General features: G+C 66.9%; 26 protein-coding genes. 13 read left to right on the top strand and 13 right to left on the bottom strand.

The window, feature by feature from the left end:
- Position 1: 1 nt before the first annotated feature.
- A complete protein-coding gene (locus ACM1PE_RS21010; RefSeq protein WP_419340840.1) occupies positions 2 to 1,054 on the top strand; it encodes an L-threonylcarbamoyladenylate synthase in 1,053 nt (350 codons plus the stop codon).
- A gap of 52 nt (positions 1,055 to 1,106) precedes the next feature.
- Here the strand turns inward: ACM1PE_RS21010 and ACM1PE_RS21005 are convergent, their stop codons facing one another.
- Genes ACM1PE_RS21005 through ACM1PE_RS20990 form a run of 4 tightly spaced genes read right to left on the bottom strand, consistent with a single transcriptional unit; the run spans position 1,107 to position 4,302 of the window.
- Positions 1,107 to 1,934, bottom strand: a complete 828-nt coding sequence (locus ACM1PE_RS21005; protein WP_059380205.1) for an IclR family transcriptional regulator domain-containing protein — start codon at positions 1,932 to 1,934, stop codon at positions 1,107 to 1,109.
- Positions 1,934 to 2,575, bottom strand: coding sequence for a 3-oxoacid CoA-transferase subunit B (locus ACM1PE_RS21000; protein WP_419340839.1), 642 nt, complete (start codon positions 2,573 to 2,575; stop codon positions 1,934 to 1,936). Before ACM1PE_RS21000 ends, ACM1PE_RS21005 begins: the two co-directional genes overlap by 1 nt.
- A gap of 26 nt (positions 2,576 to 2,601) precedes the next feature.
- Positions 2,602 to 3,282 carry a 3-oxoacid CoA-transferase subunit A gene (locus ACM1PE_RS20995; RefSeq protein WP_059380203.1) on the bottom strand — a complete coding sequence of 227 codons (681 nt, stop codon included), beginning with the start codon at positions 3,280 to 3,282 and terminating at the stop codon, positions 2,602 to 2,604.
- An 18-nt stretch (positions 3,283 to 3,300) separates the two neighbouring features.
- Positions 3,301 to 4,302: a Bug family tripartite tricarboxylate transporter substrate binding protein gene (locus ACM1PE_RS20990; RefSeq protein ID WP_059380202.1), complete on the bottom strand. Its 1,002-nt coding sequence runs from the start codon at positions 4,300 to 4,302 to the stop codon at positions 3,301 to 3,303.
- 335 nt (positions 4,303 to 4,637) lie between these two features.
- Here ACM1PE_RS20990 and ACM1PE_RS20985 point away from each other — a divergent pair, with 335 nt between their 5' ends.
- From ACM1PE_RS20985 to ACM1PE_RS20955, 7 genes are all read left to right on the top strand, one after another.
- A complete protein-coding gene (locus ACM1PE_RS20985) occupies positions 4,638 to 5,660 on the top strand; it encodes an amino acid ABC transporter substrate-binding protein (RefSeq protein ID WP_118932778.1) in 1,023 nt (340 codons plus the stop codon).
- A gap of 120 nt (positions 5,661 to 5,780) precedes the next feature.
- Complete coding sequence (locus ACM1PE_RS20980) at positions 5,781 to 6,647, top strand: IclR family transcriptional regulator (RefSeq protein WP_059380200.1); 867 nt, start codon at positions 5,781 to 5,783, stop codon at positions 6,645 to 6,647.
- A 270-nt stretch (positions 6,648 to 6,917) separates the two neighbouring features.
- Positions 6,918 to 7,826, top strand: a complete 909-nt coding sequence (locus tag ACM1PE_RS20975; RefSeq protein WP_059380213.1) for an arginase family protein — start codon at positions 6,918 to 6,920, stop codon at positions 7,824 to 7,826.
- Positions 7,827 to 7,868: 42 nt separating this feature from the next.
- Positions 7,869 to 8,657 carry an ABC transporter substrate-binding protein gene (locus ACM1PE_RS20970; RefSeq protein ID WP_059380199.1) on the top strand — a complete coding sequence of 263 codons (789 nt, stop codon included), beginning with the start codon at positions 7,869 to 7,871 and terminating at the stop codon, positions 8,655 to 8,657.
- A gap of 30 nt (positions 8,658 to 8,687) precedes the next feature.
- Positions 8,688 to 9,380, top strand: coding sequence for an amino acid ABC transporter permease (locus ACM1PE_RS20965; RefSeq protein ID WP_059380198.1), 693 nt, complete (start codon positions 8,688 to 8,690; stop codon positions 9,378 to 9,380).
- A 4-nt stretch (positions 9,381 to 9,384) separates the two neighbouring features.
- Positions 9,385 to 10,137, top strand: a complete 753-nt coding sequence (locus ACM1PE_RS20960) for an amino acid ABC transporter ATP-binding protein (RefSeq protein WP_059380197.1) — start codon at positions 9,385 to 9,387, stop codon at positions 10,135 to 10,137.
- 159 nt (positions 10,138 to 10,296) lie between these two features.
- Positions 10,297 to 11,853, top strand: a complete 1,557-nt coding sequence (locus ACM1PE_RS20955) for an acetolactate synthase large subunit (protein ID WP_059380196.1) — start codon at positions 10,297 to 10,299, stop codon at positions 11,851 to 11,853.
- Here the strand turns inward: ACM1PE_RS20955 and ACM1PE_RS20950 are convergent.
- The 8 genes from ACM1PE_RS20950 to ACM1PE_RS20915 form a co-directional block, all read right to left on the bottom strand.
- Positions 11,850 to 12,560, bottom strand: coding sequence for an ABC transporter ATP-binding protein (locus ACM1PE_RS20950; protein ID WP_419340838.1), 711 nt, complete (start codon positions 12,558 to 12,560; stop codon positions 11,850 to 11,852). The genes ACM1PE_RS20955 and ACM1PE_RS20950 overlap by 4 nt on opposite strands.
- Positions 12,557 to 13,321, bottom strand: a complete 765-nt coding sequence (locus ACM1PE_RS20945; RefSeq protein WP_419340837.1) for an ABC transporter ATP-binding protein — start codon at positions 13,319 to 13,321, stop codon at positions 12,557 to 12,559. Before ACM1PE_RS20945 ends, ACM1PE_RS20950 begins: the two co-directional genes overlap by 4 nt.
- On the bottom strand, positions 13,314 to 14,390 hold the full coding sequence (locus ACM1PE_RS20940) for a branched-chain amino acid ABC transporter permease (RefSeq protein WP_419340836.1): 1,077 nt from the start codon (positions 14,388 to 14,390) through the stop codon (positions 13,314 to 13,316). Before ACM1PE_RS20940 ends, ACM1PE_RS20945 begins: the two co-directional genes overlap by 8 nt.
- Before the next feature lie 2 nt (positions 14,391 to 14,392).
- Complete coding sequence (locus ACM1PE_RS20935; RefSeq protein ID WP_042794742.1) at positions 14,393 to 15,274, bottom strand: branched-chain amino acid ABC transporter permease; 882 nt, start codon at positions 15,272 to 15,274, stop codon at positions 14,393 to 14,395.
- A 25-nt stretch (positions 15,275 to 15,299) separates the two neighbouring features.
- Positions 15,300 to 16,460, bottom strand: a complete 1,161-nt coding sequence (locus tag ACM1PE_RS20930) for an ABC transporter substrate-binding protein (RefSeq protein WP_419340834.1) — start codon at positions 16,458 to 16,460, stop codon at positions 15,300 to 15,302.
- Positions 16,461 to 16,496: 36 nt separating this feature from the next.
- Complete coding sequence (locus ACM1PE_RS20925) at positions 16,497 to 17,321, bottom strand: alpha/beta fold hydrolase (RefSeq protein ID WP_419340833.1); 825 nt, start codon at positions 17,319 to 17,321, stop codon at positions 16,497 to 16,499.
- Positions 17,318 to 18,877, bottom strand: a complete 1,560-nt coding sequence (locus ACM1PE_RS20920; protein WP_419340832.1) for a benzoate-CoA ligase family protein — start codon at positions 18,875 to 18,877, stop codon at positions 17,318 to 17,320. Before ACM1PE_RS20920 ends, ACM1PE_RS20925 begins: the two co-directional genes overlap by 4 nt.
- Before the next feature lie 68 nt (positions 18,878 to 18,945).
- A complete protein-coding gene (locus ACM1PE_RS20915; RefSeq protein ID WP_059380189.1) occupies positions 18,946 to 19,416 on the bottom strand; it encodes a DUF4863 family protein in 471 nt (156 codons plus the stop codon).
- Between the two features lie 176 nt (positions 19,417 to 19,592).
- On the opposite strand from ACM1PE_RS20915, the gene ACM1PE_RS20910 reads away from it, so the two are divergent.
- From ACM1PE_RS20910 to ACM1PE_RS20890, 5 genes are all read left to right on the top strand, one after another.
- Positions 19,593 to 20,501: a helix-turn-helix transcriptional regulator gene (locus ACM1PE_RS20910; RefSeq protein ID WP_059380188.1), complete on the top strand. Its 909-nt coding sequence runs from the start codon at positions 19,593 to 19,595 to the stop codon at positions 20,499 to 20,501.
- A 143-nt stretch (positions 20,502 to 20,644) separates the two neighbouring features.
- A complete protein-coding gene (gene boxC / locus ACM1PE_RS20905; RefSeq protein ID WP_419340831.1) occupies positions 20,645 to 22,303 on the top strand; it encodes a 2,3-epoxybenzoyl-CoA dihydrolase in 1,659 nt (552 codons plus the stop codon).
- 57 nt (positions 22,304 to 22,360) lie between these two features.
- Positions 22,361 to 23,788 (top strand): benzoyl-CoA 2,3-epoxidase subunit BoxB, encoded by a 1,428-nt coding sequence (boxB, locus tag ACM1PE_RS20900; protein WP_419340830.1) that lies wholly within the window; start codon positions 22,361 to 22,363, stop codon positions 23,786 to 23,788.
- 54 nt (positions 23,789 to 23,842) lie between these two features.
- Positions 23,843 to 25,078, top strand: a complete 1,236-nt coding sequence (gene boxA / locus ACM1PE_RS20895; protein ID WP_419340829.1) for a benzoyl-CoA 2,3-epoxidase subunit BoxA — start codon at positions 23,843 to 23,845, stop codon at positions 25,076 to 25,078.
- A 69-nt stretch (positions 25,079 to 25,147) separates the two neighbouring features.
- The gene (locus tag ACM1PE_RS20890) at positions 25,148 to 25,591 is read left to right on the top strand and encodes a MaoC family dehydratase (protein ID WP_059380185.1); all 444 of its coding nucleotides are present in this window, start codon (positions 25,148 to 25,150) and stop codon (positions 25,589 to 25,591) included.
- A gap of 10 nt (positions 25,592 to 25,601) precedes the next feature.
- Here the strand turns inward: ACM1PE_RS20890 and ACM1PE_RS20885 are convergent, their stop codons facing one another.
- Entirely contained in the window at positions 25,602 to 26,588 is a 987-nt protein-coding gene (locus ACM1PE_RS20885) for a TRAP transporter substrate-binding protein (RefSeq protein ID WP_059380184.1), read from the bottom strand.
- Positions 26,589 to 26,613: the final 25 nt, after the last annotated feature.

Below are 26,613 nucleotides of genomic sequence, written 5' to 3'. Positions count from 1 at the left end.
CATGACTTCCTTGCCCCCGTCAGCGTCCGCCAGCGCCGCGGAGATCGCCCACGCCGCGCAGCGCATGCTGGACGGCGAGCTGGCCGCGTTTCCGACCGAGACCGTCTACGGCCTGGGCGCCGACGCGGAAAACCCGCAAGCGGTCGCCAAGATCTATGCCGCCAAGGGCCGGCCTTCCAACCATCCCGTCATTGTGCACATCGCGCCGCAAGGCGATTTGTCGTACTGGGCGGCGGAAGTGCCGCAAGAGGCGCGCCTGCTGATCGACGCCTTCTGGCCCGGTCCGCTCACGCTGATCCTCAAGCGCGCGCCGCACATCGCCGATACGGTCAGCGGCGGCCAGGACAGCATCGGCATCCGCTGTCCCTCGCATCCGGTGGCGCAGGCGCTGCTGGCGGCTTTTGCCGGGGGCAAGCCCAACGGGCAGGGCGGCGTCGCGGCGCCGTCGGCCAACAAGTTCGGCCAGGTGTCGCCCACGCGCGCCGAGCACGTGCGCAGCGAGTTCCCCGAGGAAGTCGCGGCCGGCATGCCGGTGCTGGAGGGCGGCGCGTCGGAGGTGGGCATCGAGTCCACCATCCTCGACCTGTCGCGCCTGGACCGCGGCGCCGGTCCCGTGCTACTGCGTCCCGGCCACATCAGCGCCGCGCAGATCGAAGCCGTGCTGGGCGTGCAGGTCTTCGCGCCCGACGCCGCCGCGCCCAGGGCATCGGGCACGCTGAAGGCGCACTACGCGCCGCGCACGGCGCTGGAGCTGGCCTCGGACGCGCGGCTGCGCGACGTGGTGCAGGGGCAGGGCCTGCCCGAGGGCAAGGTCGTGGTGGTCGCCTACGGCGATCGTCCGGCCGCGCTCGACGCCCGGGTGCAGTGGCAGGCCGTGCCCGCCGATCCGGCGCGTTACGCCCAGGCGCTCTATGGCCTGCTGCGCGATCTGGACAAGCAGGGTTATGCGCGCATCATCGTGCAGGCGCCGCCGGCTACCGATGACTGGCACGCCGTCAACGACCGCATCGGCCGCGCCGCAGCGGCTTTCGTCTTGGACACGACGGACTTGTAGGATGAGTGAAGCGCGGTAGTTCTTGAGTAAGGACTCGCGTGCTTCACCCATCCTACGCCGCCAGAAATTCGCCGATCCTTTCCACCGCCTGCCGCAACGGCGGCAGGAACTCCTCCGTCAGCCGGTTCAACGGCACCCGCGCCGCCTTGACGCTGACGTTGACCGCGCCGCAGGCCTTGCCGCTGGCCGAGCGCACCGCCACCGAGATGGCGCGCACGTTCAATTCCAGCTCCTGGTCGACGACGGCGTAATCCTGTGCGCGGATGCGCGCGAGTTCGGCGCGCAGTTTTTCCTCGGTGACCAGCGTGAATTCCGTGTATGGCTGCAGCTCGGTCGCGGCGAAGTAGCGGGCCAGCGCGGGCTCCGGCAATTGCGCCAGCAGCACCCGCCCGATGGAGGTGCAGTACGCCGGCAGCCTGCTGCCCAGCCCCATCGAGGTGGCCAGCAGGCGAGTGACCTCGGAACGCGCCAGGTACAGCATTTCGTGGCCTTCCATGATGGCCAGGGCGCAGGTCTCGTTGATCGTGGCGCTGAGTTCTTCCAGTACCGGCTGCGCCAGCGAGACGAAGGGCGTGGACGAGAAATAGGCGTAGCCCAGGCCCAGGATGCGCGGCGTCAGCACATAGAGCCTGCCGTGTTGTTCGGCGATGCCCAACAGGATCAGCGTGTGCAGGCAGCGCTGCACCACGGCGCGCGGCAGGCCGGCGCGGCGGCTCAGTTCGGCCGCGGTCTGCGGATGGCGGCGGGTGCCGAAGGCGCGGATCACATGCAGGCCGCGCGCCAGCGTCAGCATGTAGTCCGGATCGCCGCGCAACTGGTCCGGATGATCTTCCGCCGCGAGCGGCGCGGCATAGCCGGGCGGGGGAAGGTTGGGCCGCATCAGGCTGCGCGCAATGGCGCGCCAGTGCGCGCCTGGAGGGCTGAGAGGGTCATGCCGTCGATCATATCCCGAACCAGCAGCCCGTCCGGCGTGATCTCGATGACGGCGAGGTCGGTATAGATGCGGTCCACCACGCCGGCGCCCGTCAGCGGATACGTGCAGCGTTCGACGATCTTGGGTTCGCCGCTCTTGCTGTTGTGTTCCATCATGATGTAGACGCTGCGCGCGCCCACCGCCAGGTCCATCGCGCCGCCCACGGCCGGCGCCTCCCCGGGTTTGGCCAGCGACCAGTTGGCCAGGTCGCCGTTGCCGGCGACCTGCATGCCGCCCATGACGCAGATATCCAGATGGCCGCCGCGCATCATCGCGAACGAATCCGCATGATGGAAATAAGCGCCGCCTTCGAGCAGGGTCACGGGCTGCTTGCCGGCGTTGATCAGGTCCAGGTTGATGTCGGCCTCGGCGGGCGGCGGGCCCATGCCCAGGATGCCGTTCTCGCTGTGCAGCACGATCTCGCGGCCGGCGGGCAGGTGGGCGGCCACCAGCACCGGCATGCCGATGCCCAGGTTGACATAGCTGCCGTCGGGGATGTCCTGGGCCAGGCGGCGCGCCATGGCCTCGCGGGTCAGGGGTTGGAACATGCGGACTCCTTTGGATTCGCCCAGCCCTAGCTGGAAAAGGCGGCGTTGGCCACCTGGGTGACGCGCTTGACGAAGATGCCCGGCGTCACCACGGCCTCGGGCGAGAGCTCGCCCAGCGCGACCTTGGCGCGCACCTGCACGATGGCGGTCTTGGCCGCCATGCACATGACGGGACCGAAGTTGCGCGCGCTCTTGTTGTAGGTGAGATTGCCCCAGCGGTCGGCCAGGTCGGCCTTCACCAGTGCAAAGTCGCCATGCAAGGGATGTTCGAAGACGTGGCCGCGGCCGTCGATCATGCGCGTTTCCTTGCCGCGCGCCAGTTCGGTGCCATAGGCCGTGGGCGTGTAGAACCCACCCAGGCCGGCGCCGGCCGCCCGCAGGCGTTCGGCGATGGTGCCTTGCGGCACGCATTCCAGTTCGATGCGGCCCTGGCGGTAGAACTCGTCGAAGACCCAGGAGTGCGAGGCCTTGGGAAACGAGCAGATCACCTTGCGCACGCGCCCGGCCTTGATCAGCGCGGCCAGGCCGGTTTCGTGGTTGCCGGCGTTGTTGCTGACCACGGTGAGTTCGCGCGCGCCCTGCGCGATCAGCGCGTGGATCAGTTCGGTGGGCATGCCGGCGCCGCCGAAGCCGCTGATCAGCACGGTCGCGCCATCGTGGACGTCCGCAACGGCGGTTTCGGGAGTGTCGTAGAACTTGTCGATCATGGCGGGGCTCCTGCGCCTTCAGTCCAAGGTGATGCGGGCCTGCTTGATGATTCCGGCGTAGCGCGTCGAGTCCGTCTTCATCAGCTCCGCGAATTGCGCGGTGGTGCCGCTGGCCGGCAGGAAGCCCGCGTCCAGGAATTTCTGCCTGACGTCGGGTTCCTTGACGATCTCGCTGATCTCGCGCGCCATGCGCTCGATGACCGGCGCAGGCGTGCCGGCCGGCGCCATCAGGCCCGCCCACGAACCGGTGACGAAGCCGGGCAGGCCGGCTTCTTCCATGGTCGGGATCGAGGGCTCGGTCGGCCAGCGCTGCTTGCCGGTGAACGCCAGCGCCTTCAGCCGGTTCTGCTTGACGTACTGCATGGGCACGAGGATCGGGTCGAAGACCATCGATACGCGGCCGCCCAGCAGGTCGGCCAGGATGGGGGCGCTGCCTTTGTAGGCCACGTGCGTCATGGTGATCTTGCTTTGCAGCGCGAAGTCGGCGCCGGTCAGGTGCGCGCTGGAACCGTTGCCGCTGGAGGCATAGGTGAGCTTGTCCGGATTCTTGCGGCCATAGTCGACCAGTTCGGCCACCGTCTTCACGGGTATGTCTTCGGCCACGAACAGGAACAGGGGCAGGTCCGCCATCTGCACCACGGGCGTCAGGTCGGCGGGCTTGTAGCCCAGCTTGTATAGATGGAAATTGATGATGTAGGCCGGAAGGATGGAAAGAAAGGTGTAGCCGTCCGGCTCCGCCTTCGCGGCGATGGCGGCGCCCACGCTGCTGTTGGCGCCGGGGCGGTTCTCGATGATGATGGTTTGCTTCAGGCGCGGGCCGAGCTTGTCCATCACGATGCGCGTGACGATGTCGGTCGAGCCGCCCGGCGTGTACGGCACGATGATCTTGATCGGCTTGCTGGGCCAGTCATCCGCTGCGTGGACGCCGGCGCCGGCGGCCAGGCCGGCGGCCGTCAGGGCCGTGCCCAGCAGGGATTTGAGGATGCTGCGGCGGGACTGCAAGAGGCTTGCACGGGTCATGGGTTGAGTCTCCTCCATGAGTCGGCCGCTGGCGTAGTCGCGGCCGTTATTTTTGAGAGATCGCGGCGCCGGCAGCGGCGGGCCCGGGACGCGAAAAAAGTATGGCACCAAGGCAAGCGGCCATCGCGGGCTGGCAGGCGGATAAAGTTCGTTCACCGGACAGGTCTGCAACCTTCTGGAATCGCGGCCGGTACCCCGGGTTTCCACTAGGCTTCTTCGCGTTGTTCACGCCGTGGACATGCCTTAATCTGGCGGCCGGCCCAGTAAGGCAGGGCTCGGTTTCAACCGCAGCCGGCTTACAAGCCAGCGCGGCATCCATCTCAGGAGAAGCGATCATGAAGCGGTCCATCTTGTTTGCAGCCGGCGCCATTGCCCTGGCTTGCGCATCCCAGGCGGCGGTGGCGGGGCCCACCCTCGATGCCGTGAAGAAAAAAGGATTCGTGCAGTGCGGCCTGACCGACGGCGTATCCGGCTTTTCGGCCACCAACAGCAAGGGCGAATGGGAAGGCATGGACGTGGACATCTGTCGCGCGGTCGCGGCGGCGGTGTTCGGTGATCCGACCAAATTCAAGGGCACGCCGCTGTCCACCCAGCAGCGCTTCACGGCGTTGCAATCGGGCGAGGTGGATGTGCTGCTGCGCACCGTCACGCTGACGCAGACCCGCGACACCTCGCTGGGCCTGGCAGCCGTGGCGGCCAGCTTCTACGACGGCCAGGGCATCCTGGTGAACAAGAAGCTGGGCGTCAAAAGCGCCAAGGAACTCAACGGCGCCACGGTCTGCGTGCAGCCCGGCACCACCACGGAGCTCAACCTGGCCGACTGGTTCCGCACCAACAACATCGAGTTCAAGCCGGTGGTGATCGACAAGGTGACCGAGGTCGTGCGCGCCTTCGAGTCGGGCCGTTGCGACGCCTTCACCGACGACGCCTCGCAACTGGCCGCGGTGCGCGCCACGCAGGTCGCCAAGCCGGACGACTACGAAATCCTGCCGGAACGTTTCTCCAAGGAGCCGCTGGGTCCCATGGTGCGCCAGGGCGACGAGAACTGGCTGGGCATCGTGCGCTGGACGCTGTTCGCGCTGATGGAAGCCGAGGAATACGGCATCACGCAGAAGAACGTGGATGAAATGCTCAAGAGCAACAACCCCAACATCGCCCGCATCCTGGGCGTGACGCCGGGCGCGGGCAAGAACATGGGGCTGGATGAGAAGTGGGCCTACAACGCCATCAAGGCAGTGGGCAATTACAGCGAAGTGTTCGAGCGCAACGTGGGCAAGGACAGCAAGCTTGGCCTGCAACGCGGCACCAATGCGTTGTGGAACAAGGGCGGCGCCATGTATCCCTGGCCGATCCGCTGAGGTTCCCGCCAGCCAGGGCGGCCCGGATTTCCGGGCCGTTTTTTTATGGCATCGCCACGCGATACGTTCGCACCGTATTACGGTACGCTATGCGCTTTCCACTGGACGCCCCAACGCGCCATGACGCAGACCCGAAACGCCGAGGATTCCCCACTGTTCATCGCCGCGCTGGCGCGCGGCGTCTCCGTCCTGCGCGCCTTCAGCGAGGGGCAGCCCGCCATGACCTTGCCAGAGCTGGCCGAAGCGACCGGGCTGAGCAAGAGTTCGGTGCAGCGCTTCACCCACACGCTGTGGACCCTGGGCTACCTGCGCAAGGATCCCTTGAGCAAGAAGTTCTCGCTGGGACCCTGGTCGCTGGAGCTGGGCATGAAGTACGTGCAGACCAGCCCGCTGGTGCTGGGCGGCAATCCCTTCCTGCACACGCTCAACCGCAACAGCCAGGAGACCTGCAGCCTGGCCGAGCCCGACGGCCTGGATATGGTGTACGTGGCGCGCTTTGCCACCCACAAGGAAATGTTCGTGAACATGCCGGTGGGCATGCGCCTGCCGCTGTACTGCACGGCGGCGGGCCGGGCGGTGCTGGCCAGGCTGGATCCCGCAGTCGCGCGCGATCTCCTGGAACGCTGCGACCGCAAGGCCTACACGGCCGCCACCATCACCGGCATGGACGAGCTCCAGGGCGAGCTGGAGTTTGCCCGGCGTCACGGGTATGCGCGCTCCAACGGCGAGTTCTATCCGGGCGACATCACGGTCAGCGCCGCGGTGCTGGATGCCGGCGGCACGCCAGTAGGGGCCGTCAACGTGTCGGTGCCGTCCAGCCGCTGGTCGTTCGAGCAGGCGCAGGCGGTGTTCGGTCCGCAAGTGGTGGAAACGGCGCACGCCATCAGCGCGTCGCGCACCTTGGGGCGGTCCCGCCCCTTTTATGAAATGGAGCCGCCGGGCGGCGCCCTGCGCGACGCGATGCCGCTCGCGGGCGACGAGGCCTGATTCCAGTGCACGCGGGGCGCAGGCGCGCCAGGCTAGCGTGCTTGCTATTCTTACTAATTTAGTCGGATATAAAACCGCCGATTAGGGGAAACTCCCTAATTGGCCGGTTGCTTGTACGCACGCTACTCTTATTTCGACACGATAATATCGCACAGCGATTTGATCGAATCTAAATAGTGATCCCGGCCTAGTTCATGGCAGCGGTCGTCACACAGGAGCCGAGTTGTGCAGCAGCCAGCCGAAGTCTGTTTTCATCCCGTCGCCGGGTTCATGGGCCTGCCCGCCGTCCGCGCCGCCGGCACGGGCGCGGCGCGCGCCTGCGTGGTCGGCATTCCATTCGATTGCGGCACGCATCCGTTCCGCGTCGGTTCGCGCCAGGGGCCGGACGCGATACGGGAGCAGTCCAGGCTGCTGCGGCCGGTGGACATCTTCCGGCGCCACGGCATCGACAACCCGCCGGAATTCCTGCGCGCCATCGACGTGGGCAACGTGGCCTGCCATCCGGGCGATCCGGACGCGTCCTATCCGCTGATCGAGGCCGGCATCGGCGCCATCCTGGACTCGGGCGCGATTCCGATCTCCATGGGAGGCGACGGCGCGGTCACCTTGCCGCAGCTGCGCGCCGTGGCGCGCCGCCATCCGGATTTCGTTGTGCTGCATTTCGATTCGCACACCGACACCTATCCCATCCCCGGCTACAACACCGCCACCACGTTCACGCGCGCCGCCGAAGAAGGGCTGCTGGACGTGGCCTCCAGCTTTCACGTCGGCACGCGCGGCAGCTCCTTCATGCCGGGCGTGCTGGAGTTCGGCCGCGAGGTCGGCTACACGATCCTGCCTTATGACGACTTCGACCAGGACCAGAAGGGCGCGCTGGCCGACATCAAGCAGCGCATCGGCGAGCGTCCGGTGTACCTGTGCTTCGACATGGACATCTTCGATCCCTCCTGCGCGCCGGGCGTGTGCACGCCGGAGTGGGGTGGGCTCACGGCCAAGGAAGGGCTGGCGCTGTTGCGCCAGCTCGCGGGCCTGAACTTCGTGGCATTCGACGTGAACACCGTGTCGCCGCCGCAAGACGTGCAGGGGGCCACGGCCTTCCTGGCAGCCACCGTCATGCAGGAATTCTGCGCGCTGGCGGCGGTCGCGGTGCAGCAGTATCCGCAGGGGCGTCCGGCCTGAGCCGGGTTCACCACGCCGACAACTTCATCCAAGGGGAAAACGATGAAACTCAAATCCATTCTGCTGGGCCTGGCTGTCGCCGGCCTGCTGGCTCAGGGCGGCGCGCAGGCGCGCACGCTGGACGAGATCCGCGCGGATCAGAGCCTGAATGTAGTCACCACGGCGTCCGCGCCGCCGCACGGCTTCAAGAATCCGAAGTCGAACCAGCTGGAGGGCATCATGGTGGACGTGGCCGCGGCCGTGGCCAAGCACTTGAAGGTGTCGGACAAGCTGTCCGATGTGCCGTTCTCCGGCCTGATTCCCACGCTGACCTCGGGCCGCGCCGACGTGATGTCCGCGCCGCTCTTCATCACAGAGGAACGCGCCCGCGCCATCGATTTTTCGGCGCCGGTCTATGAATGGGGCGAGGGCGTCGTGGTCAGCGACAAGGCAGACAAGAAATACGCCAAGTTCGAAGACATGAAGGGCCAGCGTGTGGGCGTGCTGGTGGACTCGGTGCAGTTCAACATGATCAAGGACATGCCCGGCACCAAGGTGTCCACGTACCAGGACTATTCCACGCTGCTGGCCGACGTGCGCGCCGGCCGCATCGACCTGGGCATCGTCGACCCGCCCAGCATCATCTACCAGATCAAGACCAAGAACATCCCGGGCGTGAAGCTGGACACGGGCTACCAGCCGCAACGCAAGTGGCAGGTGGGCATGGCGGTGCAGAAGGGCAACGCCGCGCTGCTGGAGGCGGTCAACGGCGCGCTGGCGCAGATGAAGCAGAACGGCGAGCTTGCCGCCATCGGGCAGAAGTGGGGCGTGGCCGACCTGATGAGCAAATGACGCCGCACCGGCACGGATAAGGAGTACGACTTGGATCTCGCGACCCTGCGCATGTACCTGACCCCCCTGGCCGAGGGCACCGTCTGGACCCTGGCGCTGTTTTTCTGTTCGGCATTCCTGGCGGTGGCCCTGGGCCTGGTCGTCTGTCTGTGCCGCCTGTCGCCGTCGCGGCTGCTCAGCCGCGGCGCGCGTTTCTACATCGATGTGATACGAGGCACGCCGCTGCTGCTGCAGCTGTTCTACATCTACTACGGCCTGCCCGAGATGGGCGTGGTCATCAATGGCTTCGTCGCCGGCGTGCTGGGGCTGACGCTGAACTTCGGCGCCTATCTGGCCGAACTGTTCCGCAGCGGCATCCAGTCGGTCGACAGCGGCCAGTACGAGGCGGCGCGCGCGCTGGGCCTGGGCAAAGTGCAGCGGCTGCGCCGCATCGTATTGCCGCAGGCGCTGCGCACCGTGTTCCCGGCGCTGGGCAACTACGCGCTGGTGCTGATCAAGGAGACCTCGCTGGTGGCCGTCATCAGTGTCTACGAGCTGATGCGCGCGGGCGAAATGCTGGCGGGCGCCACCTTCCAGGCGCTGACCGTCTACACCATGGTGGGCGTCATCTACTTCGCCATGTGCAGCGTGCTGTCCTACGTGTTCCGCCGTTCCGAAAAGCGCCTGACTGTGCCGGGCTACTGGAGCGGCGCGGGCGAAAACCATGACATTTCCAAGGCCTGATGCGATGGATGGATTGAACTATGCCGCCCCTATCATCACGATGCAGGGCGTTTGCAAATGGTATGGCGACTTCAAGGTGCTGGACGAACTGGCGCTGGAGGTGCTGCCGGGAGAAAAGCTGATCCTGTGCGGGCCGTCCGGTTCCGGCAAGTCGACCACCATCCGGCTCTTGAACCGGCTCGAGGAACACCAGCAAGGCCGCATCGTGGTCGACGGCATCGAACTGAACGACGACCTGAAGAACATCGAGCGCATCCGCGCCGAGGTCGGCATGGTGTTCCAGCACTTCAACCTGTTTCCGCACCTGACCGTGCTGGACAACTGCACGCTGGCGCCGATGCTGGTGAAGGGCGTGCCGCGCGAGGAAGCCGAGGCCCGCGCCATGGAATACCTGGAGCGCGTCAAGATCCCGCAACACGCCGCCAAGTATCCGGGCCAGTTGTCCGGCGGCCAGAAGCAGCGCGTGGCGATCGCGCGGGCGCTGTGCATGCGGCCCAAGATCATGCTGTTCGACGAGCCCACCTCGGCGCTGGATCCCGAAATGGTCAAGGAAGTGCTGGACACCATGGTGGCGCTGGCCCGCGACGGCATGACCATGGTCTGTGTGACGCATGAAATGGGTTTCGCGCGCGAAGTCGGCGACCGCGTGGTCTTCATGGACCAGGGCGCCATCGTCGAGGCCGACACGCCGGACAATTTCTTCCGCGCGCCGCGCACCGAACGCGCGCAGGCCTTCCTGGGGCAGATACTGGGTTGACCGGGTCCTTCAAATTCCGTTTGGCGGAACCTGTGGAATGGTTCCATGACGGCGGCCTGAAATGGCTCTAGCCGGTTTCGGCTACGCTACCTATCATGCATGTCACGCGGGCGCGCATGCGCCCATGCACCGCCAATGGAAAATGATCAGGGAAAAACGATGAACGGCGCTGATAGTCTTTGCGATACCTTGCTGGCCAACGATGTGGACGTTTGCTTCGCGAACCCCGGCACATCGGAAATGCACTTTGTCGCGGCATTGGATCGCAAACCGAAGATGCGTTGCGTGCTGGGCTTGTTCGAAGGCGTGGTGACGGGCGCGGCCGACGGCTATGCGCGCATGGCTGACAAGCCCGCGGCCACGCTGCTGCACCTGGGGCCGGGGTTGGGCAACGGCCTGGCCAACCTGCACAACGCCAAACGCGCCCGCACGCCCATGGTCAACATCGTGGGCGACCACGCCACCTATCACGTCCAATACGACGCGCCGCTGACCAGCGACGTCGAAGGCGTCGCGCGTCCGATGTCGCATTGGGTCAAGCGCACCACCAAGGCCGCCGACCTGTCCGCCGACGCCGCCGAAGCCGTGGGCGTGGCGCGCCGCTCGCCGGGCAACATCGCCACGCTGATCCTGCCCGCCGACGCGGCCTGGACGGACCTGCCCGACAACACTGCGCCGGTGCTGGCCAAGAGCGAGGCCCTGGCCCAGACCTCGGCCGAGGCGGTGCGCGCGGCGGTTGCCGCGATCCGCTCGGGTGAAGTCACGACGTTGATGCTGGGCGGTTCCGCGTTGCGCGAGCGCGCGCTGAACGCCGCCGGCCGCATCGCGCGCGCCACCGGCGTGCGGCTGGTGTCGGAAACCTCAAACCGCCGCATCGAACGCGGCGGCTCGCGGACGCCGGTGGACCGCCTGCCGTATCCGATCGACCTGGCGGTGGCCAAGCTGAAGGACGTACGCCATCTGGTGCTGGTCGGGGCGAAAGCGCCTGTCGGCTTTTTCGCCTATCCCGGCAAGCCCAGCCTGTTGGCGCCGCCCGACTGCCAGCAGGTGGTGCTGGGCACGCCCGAGCAGGACCTGGCGCATGCGCTGGAGTGGCTGGCCGACGAGCTCGGCATCGCCCAGGACGCGCCGCGCCTGGCCGCCGCTCCCGCCAGCTACGAGGTGCCGCAGTCCGGCAAGCTGACCGGCGCCGCCGTCAACATCCTGGTCGCACACCATCTGCCGGAGCAGGCCATCGTCTGCGACGAGTCCATCACCCAAGGCCGCGAATTCCCCCTCTACAGCGTCAACAGCGCGCCGCACGATTGGCTCATGCTGACGGGCGGCGCCATCGGCATCGGCCTGCCCCTGGCGACCGGCGCCGCCGTCGCCTGCCCGGACCGCAAGGTCGTCACCCTGCAAGCCGACGGCAGCGGCATGTACACCTTGCAGGCGCTGTGGACGCAAGCGCGCGAGAACCTGGATTGCCTGACGGTGATCCTGGCCAACCGTTCCTATGCCACGCTGCACGGCGAAATGAAGAACGTGGGCGTGCAGGAACCCGGACGCAACGCCCGCCGCATGCTGGACCTGGAGGAACCGTACCTGGACTGGACGCATCTGGCGCGCGGCATGGGCGTGGAAGCGGTCAGCGTGGATACGGTGGAAGGATTCGCGCGCGCGCTGCAGGAAGGCCTGAAGCGCCGCGGCCCGTTCCTGATCGAAGCGGTGATCTAAACCCCCAGATAGCGCGTCAGCTGCTCGGGCTGCCGGGCCAGCGACGCGCTGTCGCCGTCTTGCACGATCTGGCCTTTTTCCATCACCAGGCAGCGGTCGGTGTGTTCCAGCACCGCCCGGTAATTGCGGTCCACGATCAGCGTGGACATGCCGCTGGCGCGGATCTGCCGGATGATTTTCCAGATTTCGGCCACGATCAGCGGCGCCAGCCCCTCGGTGGCCTCGTCCAGGATCAGGAGTTCGGGATTGGTCATCAGGGCCCGGCCGATGGCCAGCATTTGCTGTTCGCCCCCCGATAGCTGCTGGCCGCCATGCCCCAGACGTTCCCGCAGGCGCGGAAATACTTCCAGCACGCGGGCGTAGGTCCAGTCCTGGCGGCCGTCGCGGCCGGCACGCGCGGCCACCTGCAGGTTCTCTCGCACGTTCAGGTTGGGAAAGATGCCGCGCCCTTCGGGCACGTAGGCCAGGCCCATGCGGGCGATGGAGTGCGGCTGCGCGCGGGTGCAGTCGCGGCCGTCCACGCGCACGATGCCATGGGCGCTTCTGACGTGGCCCATCAGGCTGCGGATCAGCGTGGTCTTGCCCATGCCGTTGCGGCCCACCAGGCCTACGGATTCTCCTGGCGCGATATGCATGTCTATGCCGCGCAGCACGTGGCTGGCGCCGTAATAGACGTGCAGGCCGCCCGTTTCGATCAATGCGGTCATACGCTGGCTCCATGGCTGTCTTCGCCCAGGTAGGCGGTGCGCACGTCCGGGTTGGCGCGGATCGCGGCGGGCGTGCCGCTGGCGATGGCGGCGCCGTTGACCATGACGGTAATGGTCTCGGCAACGCGGAAGACCGCGTCCATGTCATGCTCCACCAGCAGGATGGCGTGGCCGGGCTTGAGCGCGTCCAGCAGCTCCAGGATGCGGTCGGTTTCCTCGGGACCCATGCCGGCCAGGGGTTCGTCCAGCAGCAGCACTTGCGGCTCGCCCGCCAGGCACATGGCGATCTCCAACTGGCGCTTGCGGCCATGCGGCAGCAGCCCGGCCTCGCGCGTGGCGTCATCGGCCAGGCCGGTGCGTTCCAGCGCGTGGCGCGCCAGCTCGGCGCTGTGGCGGCATTCCGTGGCCGAGCGCCACCAGTGCCAGAAGCGCTGGCGGCGCGCCTGCGCGGCCAATCTGCAGTTTTCGAACACGCTCAGTTCGGGAAAGATGGTGGACCGCTGGTAGCTGCGGCCCAGGCCCGCGCGCGCCCGGTCGGGCTGGCGCCAGGCCGTGATGTCGCGCCCGCCCAGCATGACCTGGCCGCTGCTGGGCGCGAGTTCGCCCGAAAGGATGTTGATCAGCGTGGACTTGCCCGCGCCGTTGGTGCCGATGACGGCGTGGACCTGGCCGCGCTGCAATTGCAGCGACACGCCGTTCACCGCCATCAGGCCGCCGAAGCGGCGCGTGACCGCGCTTGCGGCAAGCAGGACGTCAGACATGGGGCTCTCCCTGGATGGGCAGGCGGGCGGAGGCGGGCTGGCGGCCGGCATGGGCAGCGTCCGGTTTGGGCGCGGCGCGGGCGGCGTCGACGCCAGCGCCGGGTAGGCGCGCCGCGCGCCGTTGGCGCAGTTGCGCCGGCAGTCCCGCCAGGCCATTGGGCAGCAAGGCCACCAGCGCGATGATGGCGATGCCCAGCGGCAGGTGCCAGTGGCGCGCGTACTCGCCGAAAATCTCCTGCGACTGGAACAGTTCCTGCAGCAGCACCAGCGCCACGGTGCCCAGCACCGCCCCGCCCAGGCTGCCCATGCCGCCCAGGATCACCATCAGCAGCACCAGGCCGGATTGTTCCCAGGCCAGCAGCTCGGGCGTGACGAAGCCGTCCTTCAGGGCGAACAGAAAGCCCGCCAGGCTGGCCAGCGTGGCGCCGATGACATAGGCGGCCAGCTTGTACGGATAGGTGGAGTAGCCGGCCGCGCGCATGCGCTGTTCGTTGATGCGGATGCCGGCCAGCGCGGCGCCGAAGGGCGAACGCCGCAGCAGCGCCAGGAAGCCCCAGGTCAGCGCCAGGCAGGCCAGCACGAAGAAGTAGAAGGTCCGGGCATCGCCCAGGTCGAACGGCAGCCAGCCGCCCAGGGACAGCTCGGGCCGGAAGTACAGGTAGATGCCGTCGCTGCCGCCGCCGATCTTGGTGTCGTGGAACACGTAGTAGGCCATCTGCGAGAAGGCCAGCGTCACCATGATGAAGTACACGCCGCGGGTGCGCAGCGCCAGCGCGCCGGTCGCCAGCGCATAGGCTGCGGCGGCGAGCAGGGCGGCCGGCAGCAGCCACCACAGGCCGGCGGCCTCCGATTCCGGCGACAGCAGCGCCGCCACGTAGGCGCCGATGCCGAAGAAGGCGGCGTGGCCCAGGCTGACCAGTCCCGCGCCGCCCACCAGCAGCTGCAGGCTGAGCGCGAAGATCGCATAGATCATGATCTTGATCGCCAGGCCGGTGTAGTAGTCGCTGCCGCTCCAGGAAAAGGCGGCCAAAGCCAGCAGCGCCGCAATGGGCAAGAGTCGGTTCAACATGGTCAGCCCTGCTTGAACAGCCCTTCGGGCTTGCAAAGAAGTATGAAGGCCATCAGCAGGTACACCAGCACGCCCGCCGCGGACGGGAACAGCACCTGGCCGAAGGTTTCCACCACGCCCACCAGCATCGCGGCCAGGAAGGCGCCGCGGATCGAGCCGATGCCGCCGATCACCACCACCACGAAGCAGATGATGAGCACGCCGTTGCCCATGCCGGGGTAGACCGAGGACACCGGCGCGGCGATGCTGCCCGCCAGGGCCGCCAGCGCCACGCCCGCCGCGAACACCAGGCGGTAGAGCTTGTTGATGTCTATGCCCAGCGATCCGATCATCTCGCGGTTGCTGGCGCCGGCCCGCAGCATCATGCCCAGCCGCGTGCGCGTGATGACCCAGTACAGCAGCAGCGCCACCGCGATGCCGACGGCCGAGATGAACAGCCGGTAGACCGGATAGGTCATGACGTCGCCCAGCGCGATGCTGCCCTGCAGCCAGGCGGGCAGGGGTACGCCGTGCACGTCATTGCCCACCAGGATGCTGCGCAGCTCTTCGAACACCAGGATCAGGCCGTAGGTCATCAGCACCTGCTGCAAGTGGTTGCGCTTGTACAGGTAGCTGAAGAACGCGGCTTCCAGCAGGTAGCCCAGGGCGCCGGCCGCCAGCACGCAGACCGCCAGCGTGGCCAGGAAGCCGCCGCCCAGCCAGCGGTCGACGGCCGGTCCCAGCGCAAACGCCATGTACGCGCCGATCATGTAGAAACTGCCGTGGGCAAGATTGATGATGCCCATGATGCCGAAGATCAGCGTGAGTCCGCTGGCCACCAGGAACAGCAGCAAGCCGTACTGGAAAGCGTTCAGGCTCTGGATGAGCAGGATGCTGATGTCCATGGGGCCTCCCTGTGGCGGATTGTGGTCAGAGCTTGCAGCCGCGGGCCGGATCGGCCAGCTTCTTCACGGCGACATCCACGACCTTGTTTTCCAATCCGTCGACGCGGCGCAGGTAGATGTCCTGCACGGGGTTGCCCGCGCTGGACAGCGTGAAGGGGCCGCGCGGGCTGTCCACCGTGGCGCCGCGCATGGACTTGCGGAAGTCTTCCTTCTTGGCGAAGTCGCCCTTCACCGCGGCCAGGCCCGACTGCATCAGCTGCGCCGCGTCATAGCCCTGCACCGCGTAGACATCCGGCTGCGCCTTGTAGGCCTTGCTGTAGTCGGCGCGGAAGGCGTTGTCGCGCGGCGTGTTCAGGCCGTCGGCATAATGCAGCGTGGTCAGCAGGCCTTGCGCCGAAGCGCCCTGGGCCTCCAGCGTGCCGTCGGTCAGGAAGCCCGAGCCATACAGCGGGATGGTCTTGCCCAGGCCCGCGGCATGGTAGTCCTGCACGAACTTCACGGCGCCGCCGCCCGCAAAGAACGTGAACACCATGTCGGGCTTGAGCGCCGCGATCTCGGTCAGCAGCGGCTGGAATTCCACGTTGGGAAACGGCAGGCTCAGTTCCTTCACGACCTTGCCGCCGGCCTTCTCGAAGCCCTCCTTGAAGCCGCCGATGGCCTCGTCGCCGGCCGCATATTTCCAGGTGATGGTGACGGCCGTCTTGTGGCCCTTGGCAAAGGCCACCGGACCCATGGCGTACGCAGGCTGCCAATTGGTGAACGAGGTGCGGAAGATGCCCGGGCCGCACAGCGGGCCGGTGATGGCGTTGGCGCCCGCGTTGGTCACGATCAGCGTGGTGTCGGCATCCTTGGCGGCCTTGGCCAGCGCCATCGCCACGCCCGAGTGCACGGTGCCGATCAGCACGTCCACCTGGTCGCGCTTGATCAGGCGGTTGGCGTTTTCGGCGGCCTTGGCGGGGTTGGACTCGTCGTCCACCTTGAAGTATTCGATCTCGCGTCCGCCCAGCTTGCCGCCTTGCTCCGCGACATACAGCTTGAAGCCGTTCTCGATGGCGTTGCCCAGCGCGGCATAGGTGCCGCTGTAGGGCAGCATGAAGCCGACCTTGATCTTGTCGGCGGCCTGGGCGCCGGTGGCGGCGAGCGTCAGAGCCGCGGCGAGCGCAGCCCGGGTCAGGGCGTGGTTCATGGTTAGTCTCCGTGCTTGTTATGGGCCGACGCGGGGTCAGCGGGGTTGTGCCAGGCCGCCGACGAAACCGGCGACGGCCTGGATAACGCGGGCCGGCTGATCCTTGTGCGCCGAGTGGCCGCAGTCGGGCAGTTCCAGCAGTTCGGTCTGGGGCGCGAGCCGGCGTATGCCGCGGATCTGCGCCAAGGTGCCGTATTCGTCGTCCACGCCCTGGATGGCCAGCACCGGACAGGCGATGCGGGACAGGTAGTCGTCCAGATTCCAGCGGCGGAAAGCCGGATCCAGCCAGATGTCGTTCCAGCCCCAGAACGCCGAATCCGGGTCCGCGTGATAGCGCCCCAGCCGGGCGCGCAGGTCCGTGTCCAGGTAGGCTTGACGCGCCTGCGCGATGCTGGCGACCGATACGTCTTCGACCAGGATATGGGGCGCGGCGGCGACCACGCCGGCGACGGCGTCCGGATGCATCGCCGCATACAGCAGGGCGATCGAGCCGCCGTCGCTGTGGCCGAACAGCGCCGGCTTGTCGCGCCTGGCGTCCACGCTCAGTGCGCGCAGCAGCGCGGGCAGCACGTCGCGCGCCTCGGTGTGCATGAAGTCCGCCGGCCGCTTTTCTGCGTGCGGCCGCGGTGTCGACAGTCCATAGCCGTAGCGCGAGTACACCAGTCCGCGGCAACCGGCTGCCTCGCAGACGCGTAGTGGCCAGTCCTTCCACATGGACACGGAGCCCAGCCCTTCGTGCAGAAATATCAGCAGCGGGGCGCCGGGGCGATCGGCCCCGATCCACTGGCATTCCAGCCGCAGGTCTCGTCCGCCGGCATGGAATTCGGCGAACACGGTCTCGGCCACGGCACAGGCGTTCATAGCGTGGCCTCTTCCAGCTGACGCAGGCGGAAGCGCTGTATCTTCCCGGTGGCCGTCTTGGGCAGTTCTTCCGTGAAATTGATCTGGCGCGGATACTTGAACGGCGCCAGATGCTGCTTCACGTAGTTCTGCAGCGCGGCCCCGGTCTGCGCGTTGGGCTCGAAGCCGGGGCGCAGCACCACATAGGCCTTGGTCTTGACCAGCCCGTCGTGGTCCGGCACGCCGATCACGGCCGCTTCCAGCACGGCCTCGTGCTGCACCAGGATGTTCTCGACCTCCACCGGCGACACGTACTGGCCGCTGACCTTGATCATGTCGTCGCTGCGCCCGGCGTAGGTGTAGTAGCCGTCCGCGTCGCAGGTGTATTTGTCGCCGCTCTTGAGCCAATCGCCCAGGAAGCACTGGCGCGTCTTGTCGCGGTTGTTCCAGTACATCAGCGCCGCGCTGGGACCCTTGATGTAGAGGTCGCCGATGGCGCCGGGCGGCACCAGGGCGCCGTTCTCGTCGCGCAGCTGCACCTCATAGCCCGGCACGGGCTTGCCGGTGGTGCCGTAGCGCAGCTGCCCGGTCTGGTTGGAAATGAAGATGTGCAGCATCTCGGTGGAGCCGATGCCGTCCAGGATCTCGCAGCCGAAGTGGCGCGTGTAGCGTTCGCCGATGTCGCGCGGCAGCGCTTCGCCGGCGGACGTGCAGATGCGCATGGCGACCCGTTCGCGCGCCGGCAGGTCGGGCGAGGCCAGCATGCTGGCATACAGCGTGGGCACGCCGTAGAACACGGTGGGCCGGTGCTGCGTCAGGCGCTTGAAGACCGCCTGCGGCGTGGGGCGTTCGCCCATCAGGATCACGGTCGCGCCCACCGACAGCGGGAAGGTCAGGCCGTTGCCCAGGCCGTAGGCGAAGAACAGCTTGGCGGCCGAGAACACCACGTCGTCCTCGCGTATGCCGAGCACGGGCTTGGCATAGAGTTCGGCCGTGTGCCAGAGATTGCCGTGGGTGTGGACCACGCCCTTGGGCTTGCCGGTGGAGCCGGACGAATACAGCCAGAACGCAATCTCGTCGGACAGGGTGCGCGCCGCCGGCGCCAGGGGCGCGGCGGCCAGCAGCGCTTCGAATTCGCGCGCGCCCTCGGGCAAGGGGCCGGCGGGCTGCGACACCACCAGGTGCTCGACGTCGGCGGGGGCCTGCGCCAGCGCGGCCTGCACCACGGGCAGCAAGGCGCCCGATGCGAACACGGCGCGTACGCGGCTGTGGCCGATGATGTAGGCGTAGTCGTCGGCGGTGAGCAGGGTGTTCACGGCCACCGGCACCACGCCCGCATGCAGCGCGCCTAGAAACACTACCGGCCAATCGACGGTGTCCTGCATCAGCAGCAGGATGCGCTCCTCGCGCCGCAGGCCCAGTTGGCGCAGCATGCCGGCCATGCGCGCCACCCGTTCCGCCAGTTCGCCGTAGCTGATCTGGCGCGTGTCGTCGATGTAGGCTGGCTTGGCTGCGCGCGGCGCATTCAGCGCCGCCAGGTGGCTGGCGAAGTTGAGTTCGGCGGGACAGGCGTTCACGGTTGTCTCCTGATGTCCTGTGGGGTGGAAGCCGCGCTATGTGTTTTTTTCTGGCGGCGGGGCGGGCGCTAGGACCGCGTGAAATCGATGGCGCCGCCCGGCAGCAGGTACAGCACCAGCGCGCGGCCGCCGCTCACGGTTGGGCTGTGTGCGCTGCCGGGGCCGTAGACCAGCCAGCCGGCGCCGTGGCCGTCGAAGCTGGCGCCTTCGGTCAGCGGCATGATCATGTCGATCTCGCCATTGGGGTGCGCGTGGTGCGGACCGGCAAGATCGTTCATGTCCACCACGTCCACCGAGCAGTCCGCCAGGTCGGGCGCCGGCTTGATGACGCGGCCGTAGCGGATGCCGCCGCCTTCCCGGCTGCACATCCAGCCCTCGGCCACGCCCTGCCTGCAGGTGGCGTATATCTCCTGGAACAGGGCGCTTTGCGGACCGGCCTCGCGGTTCAGGCTTTCCTGCAGCGCCGCGTCCAGCGGCTGGCCTTGCGTCAGGCGCGTGACCTCGCGCATCAGGGCATGGAATTGATCAGGCGTACTCACCGGGCTCCTCCTTTACACTGTCGGCGCTTCAGAATCGACATGAAATCGACTGCTGCTTTTTTGCACATGAGGCGCTTTGGACTGATTGAATGGAAAAATAGTGCTTCCATTGATTATGGTCAAGCACTATAGTGCATAAAACGTGGTAATCAGGGTTTTTGCGGAGTCACGTAAACATGAATCAAGCGCTAGACGCGGCGCCATCCGAACCCAGGCGGGAAGCGTTCCTGGTGGCCTTGGGCGAGCGGGTGCGCCGCCTGCGGGCCATACGCGGCATGACCCGCAAAGGCCTGTCGCAGGTGACAGGCGTATCGGAACGCCACCTGGCCAATCTGGAACATGGGGTGGGCAATGCGTCCATCCTGGTGCTGCTGCAGATTGCCCGAGCCTTCAACTGCGCACTGGCCGAACTGGTGGGCGACGTCACCACCGAATCGCCCGACTGGCTGCTGATCCGCGAGCTGCTCAGCGGCCGCACGGAATCCGACCTGCAGCGCGCGCGCGAGGCCCTGACCCAGCTGTTCGGCGTAGGGGCGGGGGCGCAGCGTCCCAACCGCACGCAGCGCGTGGCGCTGATCGGCTTGCGCGGCGCGGGCAAGTCCACGCTGGGCCAGATGCTGGCCGATGACCTGGGCTACCCCTTCGTGGAGCTGAACCGCGAGATCGAGCGCGTGGCCGGGTGCAGCATCCTGGAGATCCACAATCTGTACGGCCCCAACGCCTACCGCCGCTACGAACGGCGGGCGCTGGAAGAGGCCGTGCAGATCTACCCGGAAATGGTGCTGGCCACGCCGGGCGGGCTGGTGTCCGAGCCCGCCACCCTGAACCTGTTGCTGGCGCATTGCTACACGGTATGGCTGCGCGCCACCCCCGAGGAGCACATGGGCCGGGTCATGGCGCAGGGCGATTTCCGTCCCATGTCGGGTAACAACGAGGCCATGGCCGACCTCAAGCGCATCCTGGCCGGGCGCGAAGCCTTCTACGCCAAAGCCGATCTCACGTGGGTCACCAGCAACCTGGACGTGCAGGAAAGCTTTGCCGGCCTGCGCACCCAGGTACGCAAGGCCTGCGGCCTGCCGCTATAGGCGGATTCGATGCTGGCCAGACCGGCAATATGCATTTTTATGCATGCCCCGCTTGACGGGGCTTTTTTTGTCCTCTAATCTGCACAATAATTCATGTAGCGCAGTATTTTTCCTGTTTTGGCAGGCGTTCGAGGAGACACACTATGAGCAGCACCCTCAACCGGGTTGATTTCCGGACCGACCCCGAGCAGTACCGCCACTGGCGCCTGAGCTTCGACGGCTCGGTCGCCACGCTGGCCATGGATGTTGCCGAGGACGGCGGACTGCGTCCCGGCTACAAGCTCAAGCTGAATTCCTACGACCTGGGCGTGGACATCGAATTGCATGACGCCTTGCAGCGTATCCGCTTCGAACACCCGGAAGTGCGCACCGTGGTCGTCACCAGCATGAAGGACCGGATCTTCTGTTCCGGCGCCAATATTTTCATGCTGGGCCTGTCCTCGCACGCCTGGAAGGTGAACTTCTGCAAGTTCACCAACGAAACCCGCAACGGCATTGAAGATTCCAGCCGCCACAGCGGCCTGAAGTTCATCGCCGCGCTCAACGGCGCCTGCGCCGGGGGCGGCTACGAGCTGGCGCTGGCCTGCGACGAGATCATGCTGATCGACGACCGCTCGTCCGCGGTCGCGCTGCCCGAGGTGCCGCTGCTGGGCGTGCTGCCCGGCACCGGCGGCCTGACCCGCGTGACCGACAAGCGCCGCGTGCGCCACGACCACGCCGACATCTTCTGCACCCTGGTCGAAGGCGTGCGCGGCCAGCGCGCCAAGGACTGGCGCCTGGTGGACGACGTGGTCAAGCCGGCCCGCTTCGAGGAGGCCGTGCGCGAACGCGCGCAGGCGCTGGCGCAGGGCAGCGACCGCCCGGCGGGCGAGCAGGGCATCGCGCTGACGCCGGTGCAGCGCACGGAAAGCGCCGACGGCCTGTCCTACCGCTATGTGGATATCCAACTGGACCGCGACAGGCGCCAGGCCACCTGGACGGTGCGCGCGCCCGAGGGCGCGGTGCAGACCGAACTGCAGGACATAGTCGCGGCCGGCGCGGCCTGGTGGCCGCTACAGATGGCGCGCGAACTGGACGACGCCATCCTGTCGATGCGCACCAACGAGCTGGACATCGGCACCTGGATCATCAAGACCGAGGGCGATGCCGCGCTGGTGCTGGCTGCCGATGCCGCTCTGCAGCAGCATGCTGACCACTGGTTCGTGCGCGAAACCGCCGGCATGCTGCGCCGCACGCTGGCGCGCCTGGACGTGACCTCGCGCAGCCTGTTCGCGCTGATCGAGCCGGGTTCCTGCTTTGCCGGCACCCTGCTCGAACTGGCGCTGGCCGCCGACCGCAGCTACATGCTGGACAACGAAGACGAATCCGCGCCCGCGCAGATCGTGGTGGGCGAACGCAATTTCGGCGCCTATCCGCTGGTCAACGGCCAGAGCCGCCTGCAGCGCCGCTTCTACGAAGAAGAAGCGCCCTTGGAAGCGGTGCGCGCGCGCGCCGGCCAGCCGCTGTCGGCCACCGATGCGCTGGATCTGGGCCTGATCACCTATGCGCCGGACAACATCGATTGGGACGACGAGGTGCGCATGATGCTGGAGGAGCGCCGCGCGCTGTCGCCCGACGCCCTGACCGGACTGGAAGCCAACCTGCGCTTCGGCGGACAGGAGACGATGGAGACCCGCATCTTCGGCCGCCTCACCGCCTGGCAGAACTGGATCTTCAATCGCCCCAACGCCGCCGGCGACAAGGGCGCGCTCAAGCTCTACGGCAAGGGCGAGCAAGCCGCATTCGACTGGAACCGGGTCTGACGGCCCCGCGACACCGCGCCGCGCGACCGCGGCCATCCCAAAGAACAGGAGCGAGACATGTCTGGCATCAACTACACCGATAAGATCCCCAACAACGTCAATCTGTCCGGCGACCGCACCTTGCAGCGCGCGCTGGAACACTGGCAGCCCAACTACCTGCAGTGGTGGCAGGACATGGGGCCAGACGGCTCCCATGGTTTCGACGTCTACCTGCGCACGGCGGTCAGCGTGCAGCCCGACGGCTGGGCGCACTTCGACCACGTCAAGATGCCGGACTACCGTTGGGGTATCTTCCTGGCGCCGCAGGACGGCCAGCGCAAGATCCACTTCGGCGAGAACATGGGCCGCGACGTCTGGCAGGACGTGCCCGGCGAGCACCGCGCCAACCTGCGCCGCATCATCGTCACGCAGGGCGATACCGAGCCGGCCTCGATCGAACAGCAGCGCCACCTGGGCCTGACCGCGCCCTCGCAGTACGACTTGCGCAACCTGTTCCAGATCAACGTCGAGGAAGGCCGCCACCTGTGGGCCATGGTCTACCTGCTGCATCGCTATTTCGGCCGGGATGGCCGCGAAGAGGCGGACGCGCTGTTGCAGCGCAGCTCGGGGGATTCCGACAACCCGCGCATCCTGGGCGCGTTTAACGAGAAGACGCCTGATTGGCTGGCCTTCTACATGTTTACCTACTTCACCGACCGCGACGGCAAGTTCCAGCTGTGCGCGCTGGCGGAGTCCAGCTTCGATCCGCTGGCGCGCACCACCAAGTTCATGCTGACCGAGGAGGCGCACCACATGTTCGTGGGCGAATCCGGCATTTCTCGCGTCATCCAGCGCACCTGCGAGGTCATGAACCAGTTGAAGACCGATGATCCGGCCAGCGTGCGCGCGGCTGGCGTGATCGACCTGCCCACCATCCAACGCTACCTGAACTTCCACTACAGCGTTACCATCGACCTGTTCGGCGCGGACCAGTCGTCCAACGCCGCCATCTTCTACGGCTCGGGCCTGAAGGGCCGCTATGAAGAGAGCAAGCGCACCGACGACCATCAGCTGAAGAACGACACCTACCGCGTGCTGACCGTGGAAAACGGCAAGCTGCGCGAGATCGAGGTGCCGATGCTGAACGCCCTGAACGAAGTGCTGCGCGACGACTTCATCCGCGACTCGGTCGCTGGCATCGGCCGCTGGAACAAGGTCATCGAAAAGAGCGGCTTGCCGTTCCGCCTGCAAGTGCCGCACAAGGCCTTCAACCGCCAGATCGGCACGCTGGCCGGCATCCGCATGTCGCCCGAAGGCGAGATCCTGTCCGAATCGCAATGGCAGGCCAACAGCCACAAATGGCTGCCCACGCCCGAGGACCGCGCCTTCGTCGCGTCGTTGATGGGCCGCGTCACCGAGCCGGGCAAGTTCGCCAACTGGATCGCGCCGCCCGTCATGGGCGTCAACCGCCAGCCGGTGAATTTCGAGTACGTCCGTTTCAACTAAAGCGGGGCGGCGGCCGCATTCGCGGCCGCCTACCGGAGCATGGGGAAGACCGAGATGAACGCTCCCTTACCAGCAGAAGTCCTGAAGCAGCACCTGATCGATCCCGAGATCTGCATCCGCTGCAACACCTGCGAAGAAACCTGTCCTATCAAGGCGATCACCCACGACTCGAACAACTACGTGGTGGATCCCGAGATCTGCAACGGCTGCATGGCCTGCGTGCCGCCTTGCCCCACCGGGGCCATCGACAACTGGCGGCTGATGGTGCGCGCCGAAGCCTACGGCGTGCAGGAACAGCTGGGCTGGGAAGAACTGCCGGGAGAGAAGGCATTGCCGGAAACGGCCGCCGCCGCGCCCGCCGGCGGCGAGCCTGATGCGCAGCAGCCTGTCGCGCCCGCGCCGTCAACCGCGCCCGGTGCGACGGTCCCGCCGTGGTCCGCCGCCCATCCCTACGTCAACCTGTACACGCACAAGACGCCCATGACTGCCACCGTGGTCGGCAACTACCGCGTGACCGGCGCCGACACGGAAAGCGATATCCACCATATCGTGCTCGACTTCGGCGACCTGCCGTTTCCCGTGCTGGAAGGGCAGTCCATCGGCATCCTGCCGCCGGGTGTGGATGCGCAGGGCCGGGCGCATCACGCGCGCCAGTATTCTTTGGCCAGTCCGCGCGACGGCGAACGGGCCGGCTATAACAATCTCTCGCTGACGGTGAAACGCGTCACGGAGGATCATGCGGGCGCCGCCGCGCACGGCGTATGTTCGAATTACCTGTGCGACCTGGCCAAGAACGACAAGGTGCAGGTGATCGGACCGTTCGGCCATACTTTCCTGATGCCCAACCACCCCCGTGCCAATCTCATCATGATTTGCACCGGCACGGGTTCGGCGCCCATGCGCGCCATGACGGAACGCTACCGCCGCCGCATCGAGACCGGCGAGAACGGCAGGCTGCTGCTGTTCTTCGGCGCGCGCACCGAGCGCGAGCTGCCGTATTTCGGGCCGTTGATGAAGCTGCCGCGCGATTTCATCGACATCAATCTGGCGCTGTCGCGCGAAGCCGGGCAACCCAAGCGTTACGTGCAGGACCTGATCCGCGACCGCGCGGGCGTGGTGCGCGAACTGCTGGCGGACCGCAATACCTGCATCTACGTGTGCGGCTTGAAGGGCATGGAAGTGGGCGTGCTGGACGCCCTGCGCGACGTGACGATGCAGGCGGGCCAGGATTGGTCTATCCTGCATGATGCATTGCGCCGCGAAGGGCGCCTGCATTTCGAAACGTACTGAATCCACAAACATGCGTGGCAATCGGCGCGCGCTGGCGCGCCGATTGCATTTGCGGGGGGAATCCACAAAATGAAGTTCGCCGAGTTCAAGGACGGCATGGTCATCAAGGGCGGTCCGGTCACCCTGACGGAAGCCGAAATCCTGGAGTTCGCACGCAAGTACGATCCCCAGTGGTTCCACACGGATCCCAAGCGCGCCTCCGAAGGCCGTTGGGGCGGGCTGATCGCCAGCGGCTGGCATACCTGCGCGCTGGCCATGCGCATGGCCGTGGACGCGGCGCTGCACGATTCCGAATCCTTTGGTTCGCCCGGCCTGGGCGAGGTGCGCTGGCGCACGCCGGTGCGTCCGGGCGACACCCTGCGCCTGGAAGCGCGCGTGCAGGGCGTGCGCACCTCGTCGTCGCGTCCGGACCTGGGCATCATCACCTGGGCCTGGACGGTCCTGAACCAGCACGACGAAGGCGTGCTGGAACTGGACGCGACCAGCCTGTTCGATCTGTCCGGCGAAAACTGAGGATGGCCGTCTAGCGCTTGCCTGTCTGCTTCAGGATGGCGGCGGCTTCAGGACCGGCCGCTGCCTTCCAGTTCTTGACCGAGTCCGCCGCTGCATCCTTCAGCGCGCGCTGCACGGGCAGGGGCACCGACGTATTGATTGCCACGCCGTTCTTGCGCATGTTGGCGTAGTTCTGCTGCAGGCGGCCGTCGATGCGCTTCCATTGTTCGGTTTCGGTCTGCGCCGCGGCCTGGTCGATGGCGCGGCGCGTGCGCGCATCCAGCGCCTGGTAAGCCTGCAGGTTCATCGTCGCCACCGAGATCGGCATGGCGTAGTTGATCTCCGCGAAGTTGGGCAGGTGCTCCCAGAGCTTGCGGCCCGCGCCGCCGTCGCCTGAGGACAGCACCGCGTTGACCTCGCCCGAGGCGATCAGCGGCATCGCGTCCGCGAAGGAGATGTTCTGCGCGCGTGCGCCGGCCTTCTGCATGACGTCCTGCGACGTGGCGTCGTAGGTGCGGATGCTCAGCTTCTTCAAGGCCGCGACGCTGTCCAGTTTCTGCTTGGACCAGATGCCGGACGCGGGCCACGGCGTGGTGTAGAGCAGCTTCTGCCCATGCGCCGCCAACAGCTTCTCATAGGCGGGGCGGGCGGCCTTGTTCAGGTTGCGGGCCTTGGACAGCGAGTCCGCCAGAAAGGGCAGGGACGACACGCCGAACAAGGGATACTTGGCCGCCAGCGCGCCGGCGAAGGCGTCGCCCGCATCCACCTTGCGCGCTTGCACCGCATCGATCATGTCGGCCGACTTGATCCCCTTGGACGCGTCGTAGCTGGCGTCGATGACGACATTGCCCGCCGTCTTGGCGCGGACCAGCTCGGCAAAGGTGGATACGCCTTGTCCGGGCATGGAGGTGGCCGGGTACTCGGTGGTCATCGTGAGGGTGGTGACGGCGTAGGCGCCATGGGCCATGAACGCCATGGCGATGCCCGTCATCAGGCGGAGGGTGGGACAGCTTTGCATGCGCGGCTCCTGGGCTTGGGGGGAA

This window comes from Achromobacter sp. PD1 (genome assembly GCF_048541815.1).
Lineage (GTDB): Bacteria > Pseudomonadota > Gammaproteobacteria > Burkholderiales > Burkholderiaceae_B > Achromobacter > Achromobacter bronchisepticus_A.
The sequence above is the reverse complement of the archived record's forward strand: the minus strand, read 5'-3'. Positions and strand labels throughout refer to the sequence as shown.

Bases quoted from the DNA above. Each gene is read 5' to 3' on its own strand.
- ACM1PE_RS20935 (WP_042794742.1), bottom strand. From the start codon at position 15,274: ATGGACATCAGCATCCTGCTCATCCAGAGCCTGAACGCTTTCCAGTAC.
- ACM1PE_RS20950 (WP_419340838.1), bottom strand. From the start codon at position 12,560: ATGACCGCATTGATCGAAACGGGCGGCCTGCACGTCTATTACGGCGCC.
- ACM1PE_RS20940 (WP_419340836.1), bottom strand. From the start codon at position 14,390: ATGTTGAACCGACTCTTGCCCATTGCGGCGCTGCTGGCTTTGGCCGCC.
- ACM1PE_RS21000 (WP_419340839.1), bottom strand. From the start codon at position 2,575: ATGTTCCAACCCCTGACCCGCGAGGCCATGGCGCGCCGCCTGGCCCAG.
- ACM1PE_RS20955 (WP_059380196.1), top strand. From the start codon at position 10,297: ATGAACGGCGCTGATAGTCTTTGCGATACCTTGCTGGCCAACGATGTG.
- ACM1PE_RS20930 (WP_419340834.1), bottom strand. From the start codon at position 16,460: ATGAACCACGCCCTGACCCGGGCTGCGCTCGCCGCGGCTCTGACGCTC.
- ACM1PE_RS20970 (WP_059380199.1), top strand. From the start codon at position 7,869: ATGAAACTCAAATCCATTCTGCTGGGCCTGGCTGTCGCCGGCCTGCTG.
- ACM1PE_RS20985 (WP_118932778.1), top strand. From the start codon at position 4,638: ATGAAGCGGTCCATCTTGTTTGCAGCCGGCGCCATTGCCCTGGCTTGC.
- ACM1PE_RS20990 (WP_059380202.1), bottom strand. From the start codon at position 4,302: ATGACCCGTGCAAGCCTCTTGCAGTCCCGCCGCAGCATCCTCAAATCC.
- ACM1PE_RS20925 (WP_419340833.1), bottom strand. From the start codon at position 17,321: ATGAACGCCTGTGCCGTGGCCGAGACCGTGTTCGCCGAATTCCATGCC.
- ACM1PE_RS20995 (WP_059380203.1), bottom strand. From the start codon at position 3,282: ATGATCGACAAGTTCTACGACACTCCCGAAACCGCCGTTGCGGACGTC.
- ACM1PE_RS20980 (WP_059380200.1), top strand. From the start codon at position 5,781: ATGACGCAGACCCGAAACGCCGAGGATTCCCCACTGTTCATCGCCGCG.
- ACM1PE_RS21010 (WP_419340840.1), top strand. From the start codon at position 2: ATGACTTCCTTGCCCCCGTCAGCGTCCGCCAGCGCCGCGGAGATCGCC.
- ACM1PE_RS20960 (WP_059380197.1), top strand. From the start codon at position 9,385: ATGGATGGATTGAACTATGCCGCCCCTATCATCACGATGCAGGGCGTT.
- ACM1PE_RS20885 (WP_059380184.1), bottom strand. From the start codon at position 26,588: ATGCAAAGCTGTCCCACCCTCCGCCTGATGACGGGCATCGCCATGGCG.
- ACM1PE_RS20890 (WP_059380185.1), top strand. From the start codon at position 25,148: ATGAAGTTCGCCGAGTTCAAGGACGGCATGGTCATCAAGGGCGGTCCG.
- ACM1PE_RS20945 (WP_419340837.1), bottom strand. From the start codon at position 13,321: ATGTCTGACGTCCTGCTTGCCGCAAGCGCGGTCACGCGCCGCTTCGGC.
- ACM1PE_RS21005 (WP_059380205.1), bottom strand. From the start codon at position 1,934: ATGCGGCCCAACCTTCCCCCGCCCGGCTATGCCGCGCCGCTCGCGGCG.
- boxC (WP_419340831.1), top strand. From the start codon at position 20,645: ATGAGCAGCACCCTCAACCGGGTTGATTTCCGGACCGACCCCGAGCAG.
- ACM1PE_RS20910 (WP_059380188.1), top strand. From the start codon at position 19,593: ATGAATCAAGCGCTAGACGCGGCGCCATCCGAACCCAGGCGGGAAGCG.
- boxB (WP_419340830.1), top strand. From the start codon at position 22,361: ATGTCTGGCATCAACTACACCGATAAGATCCCCAACAACGTCAATCTG.
- boxA (WP_419340829.1), top strand. From the start codon at position 23,843: ATGAACGCTCCCTTACCAGCAGAAGTCCTGAAGCAGCACCTGATCGAT.
- ACM1PE_RS20975 (WP_059380213.1), top strand. From the start codon at position 6,918: ATGGGCCTGCCCGCCGTCCGCGCCGCCGGCACGGGCGCGGCGCGCGCC.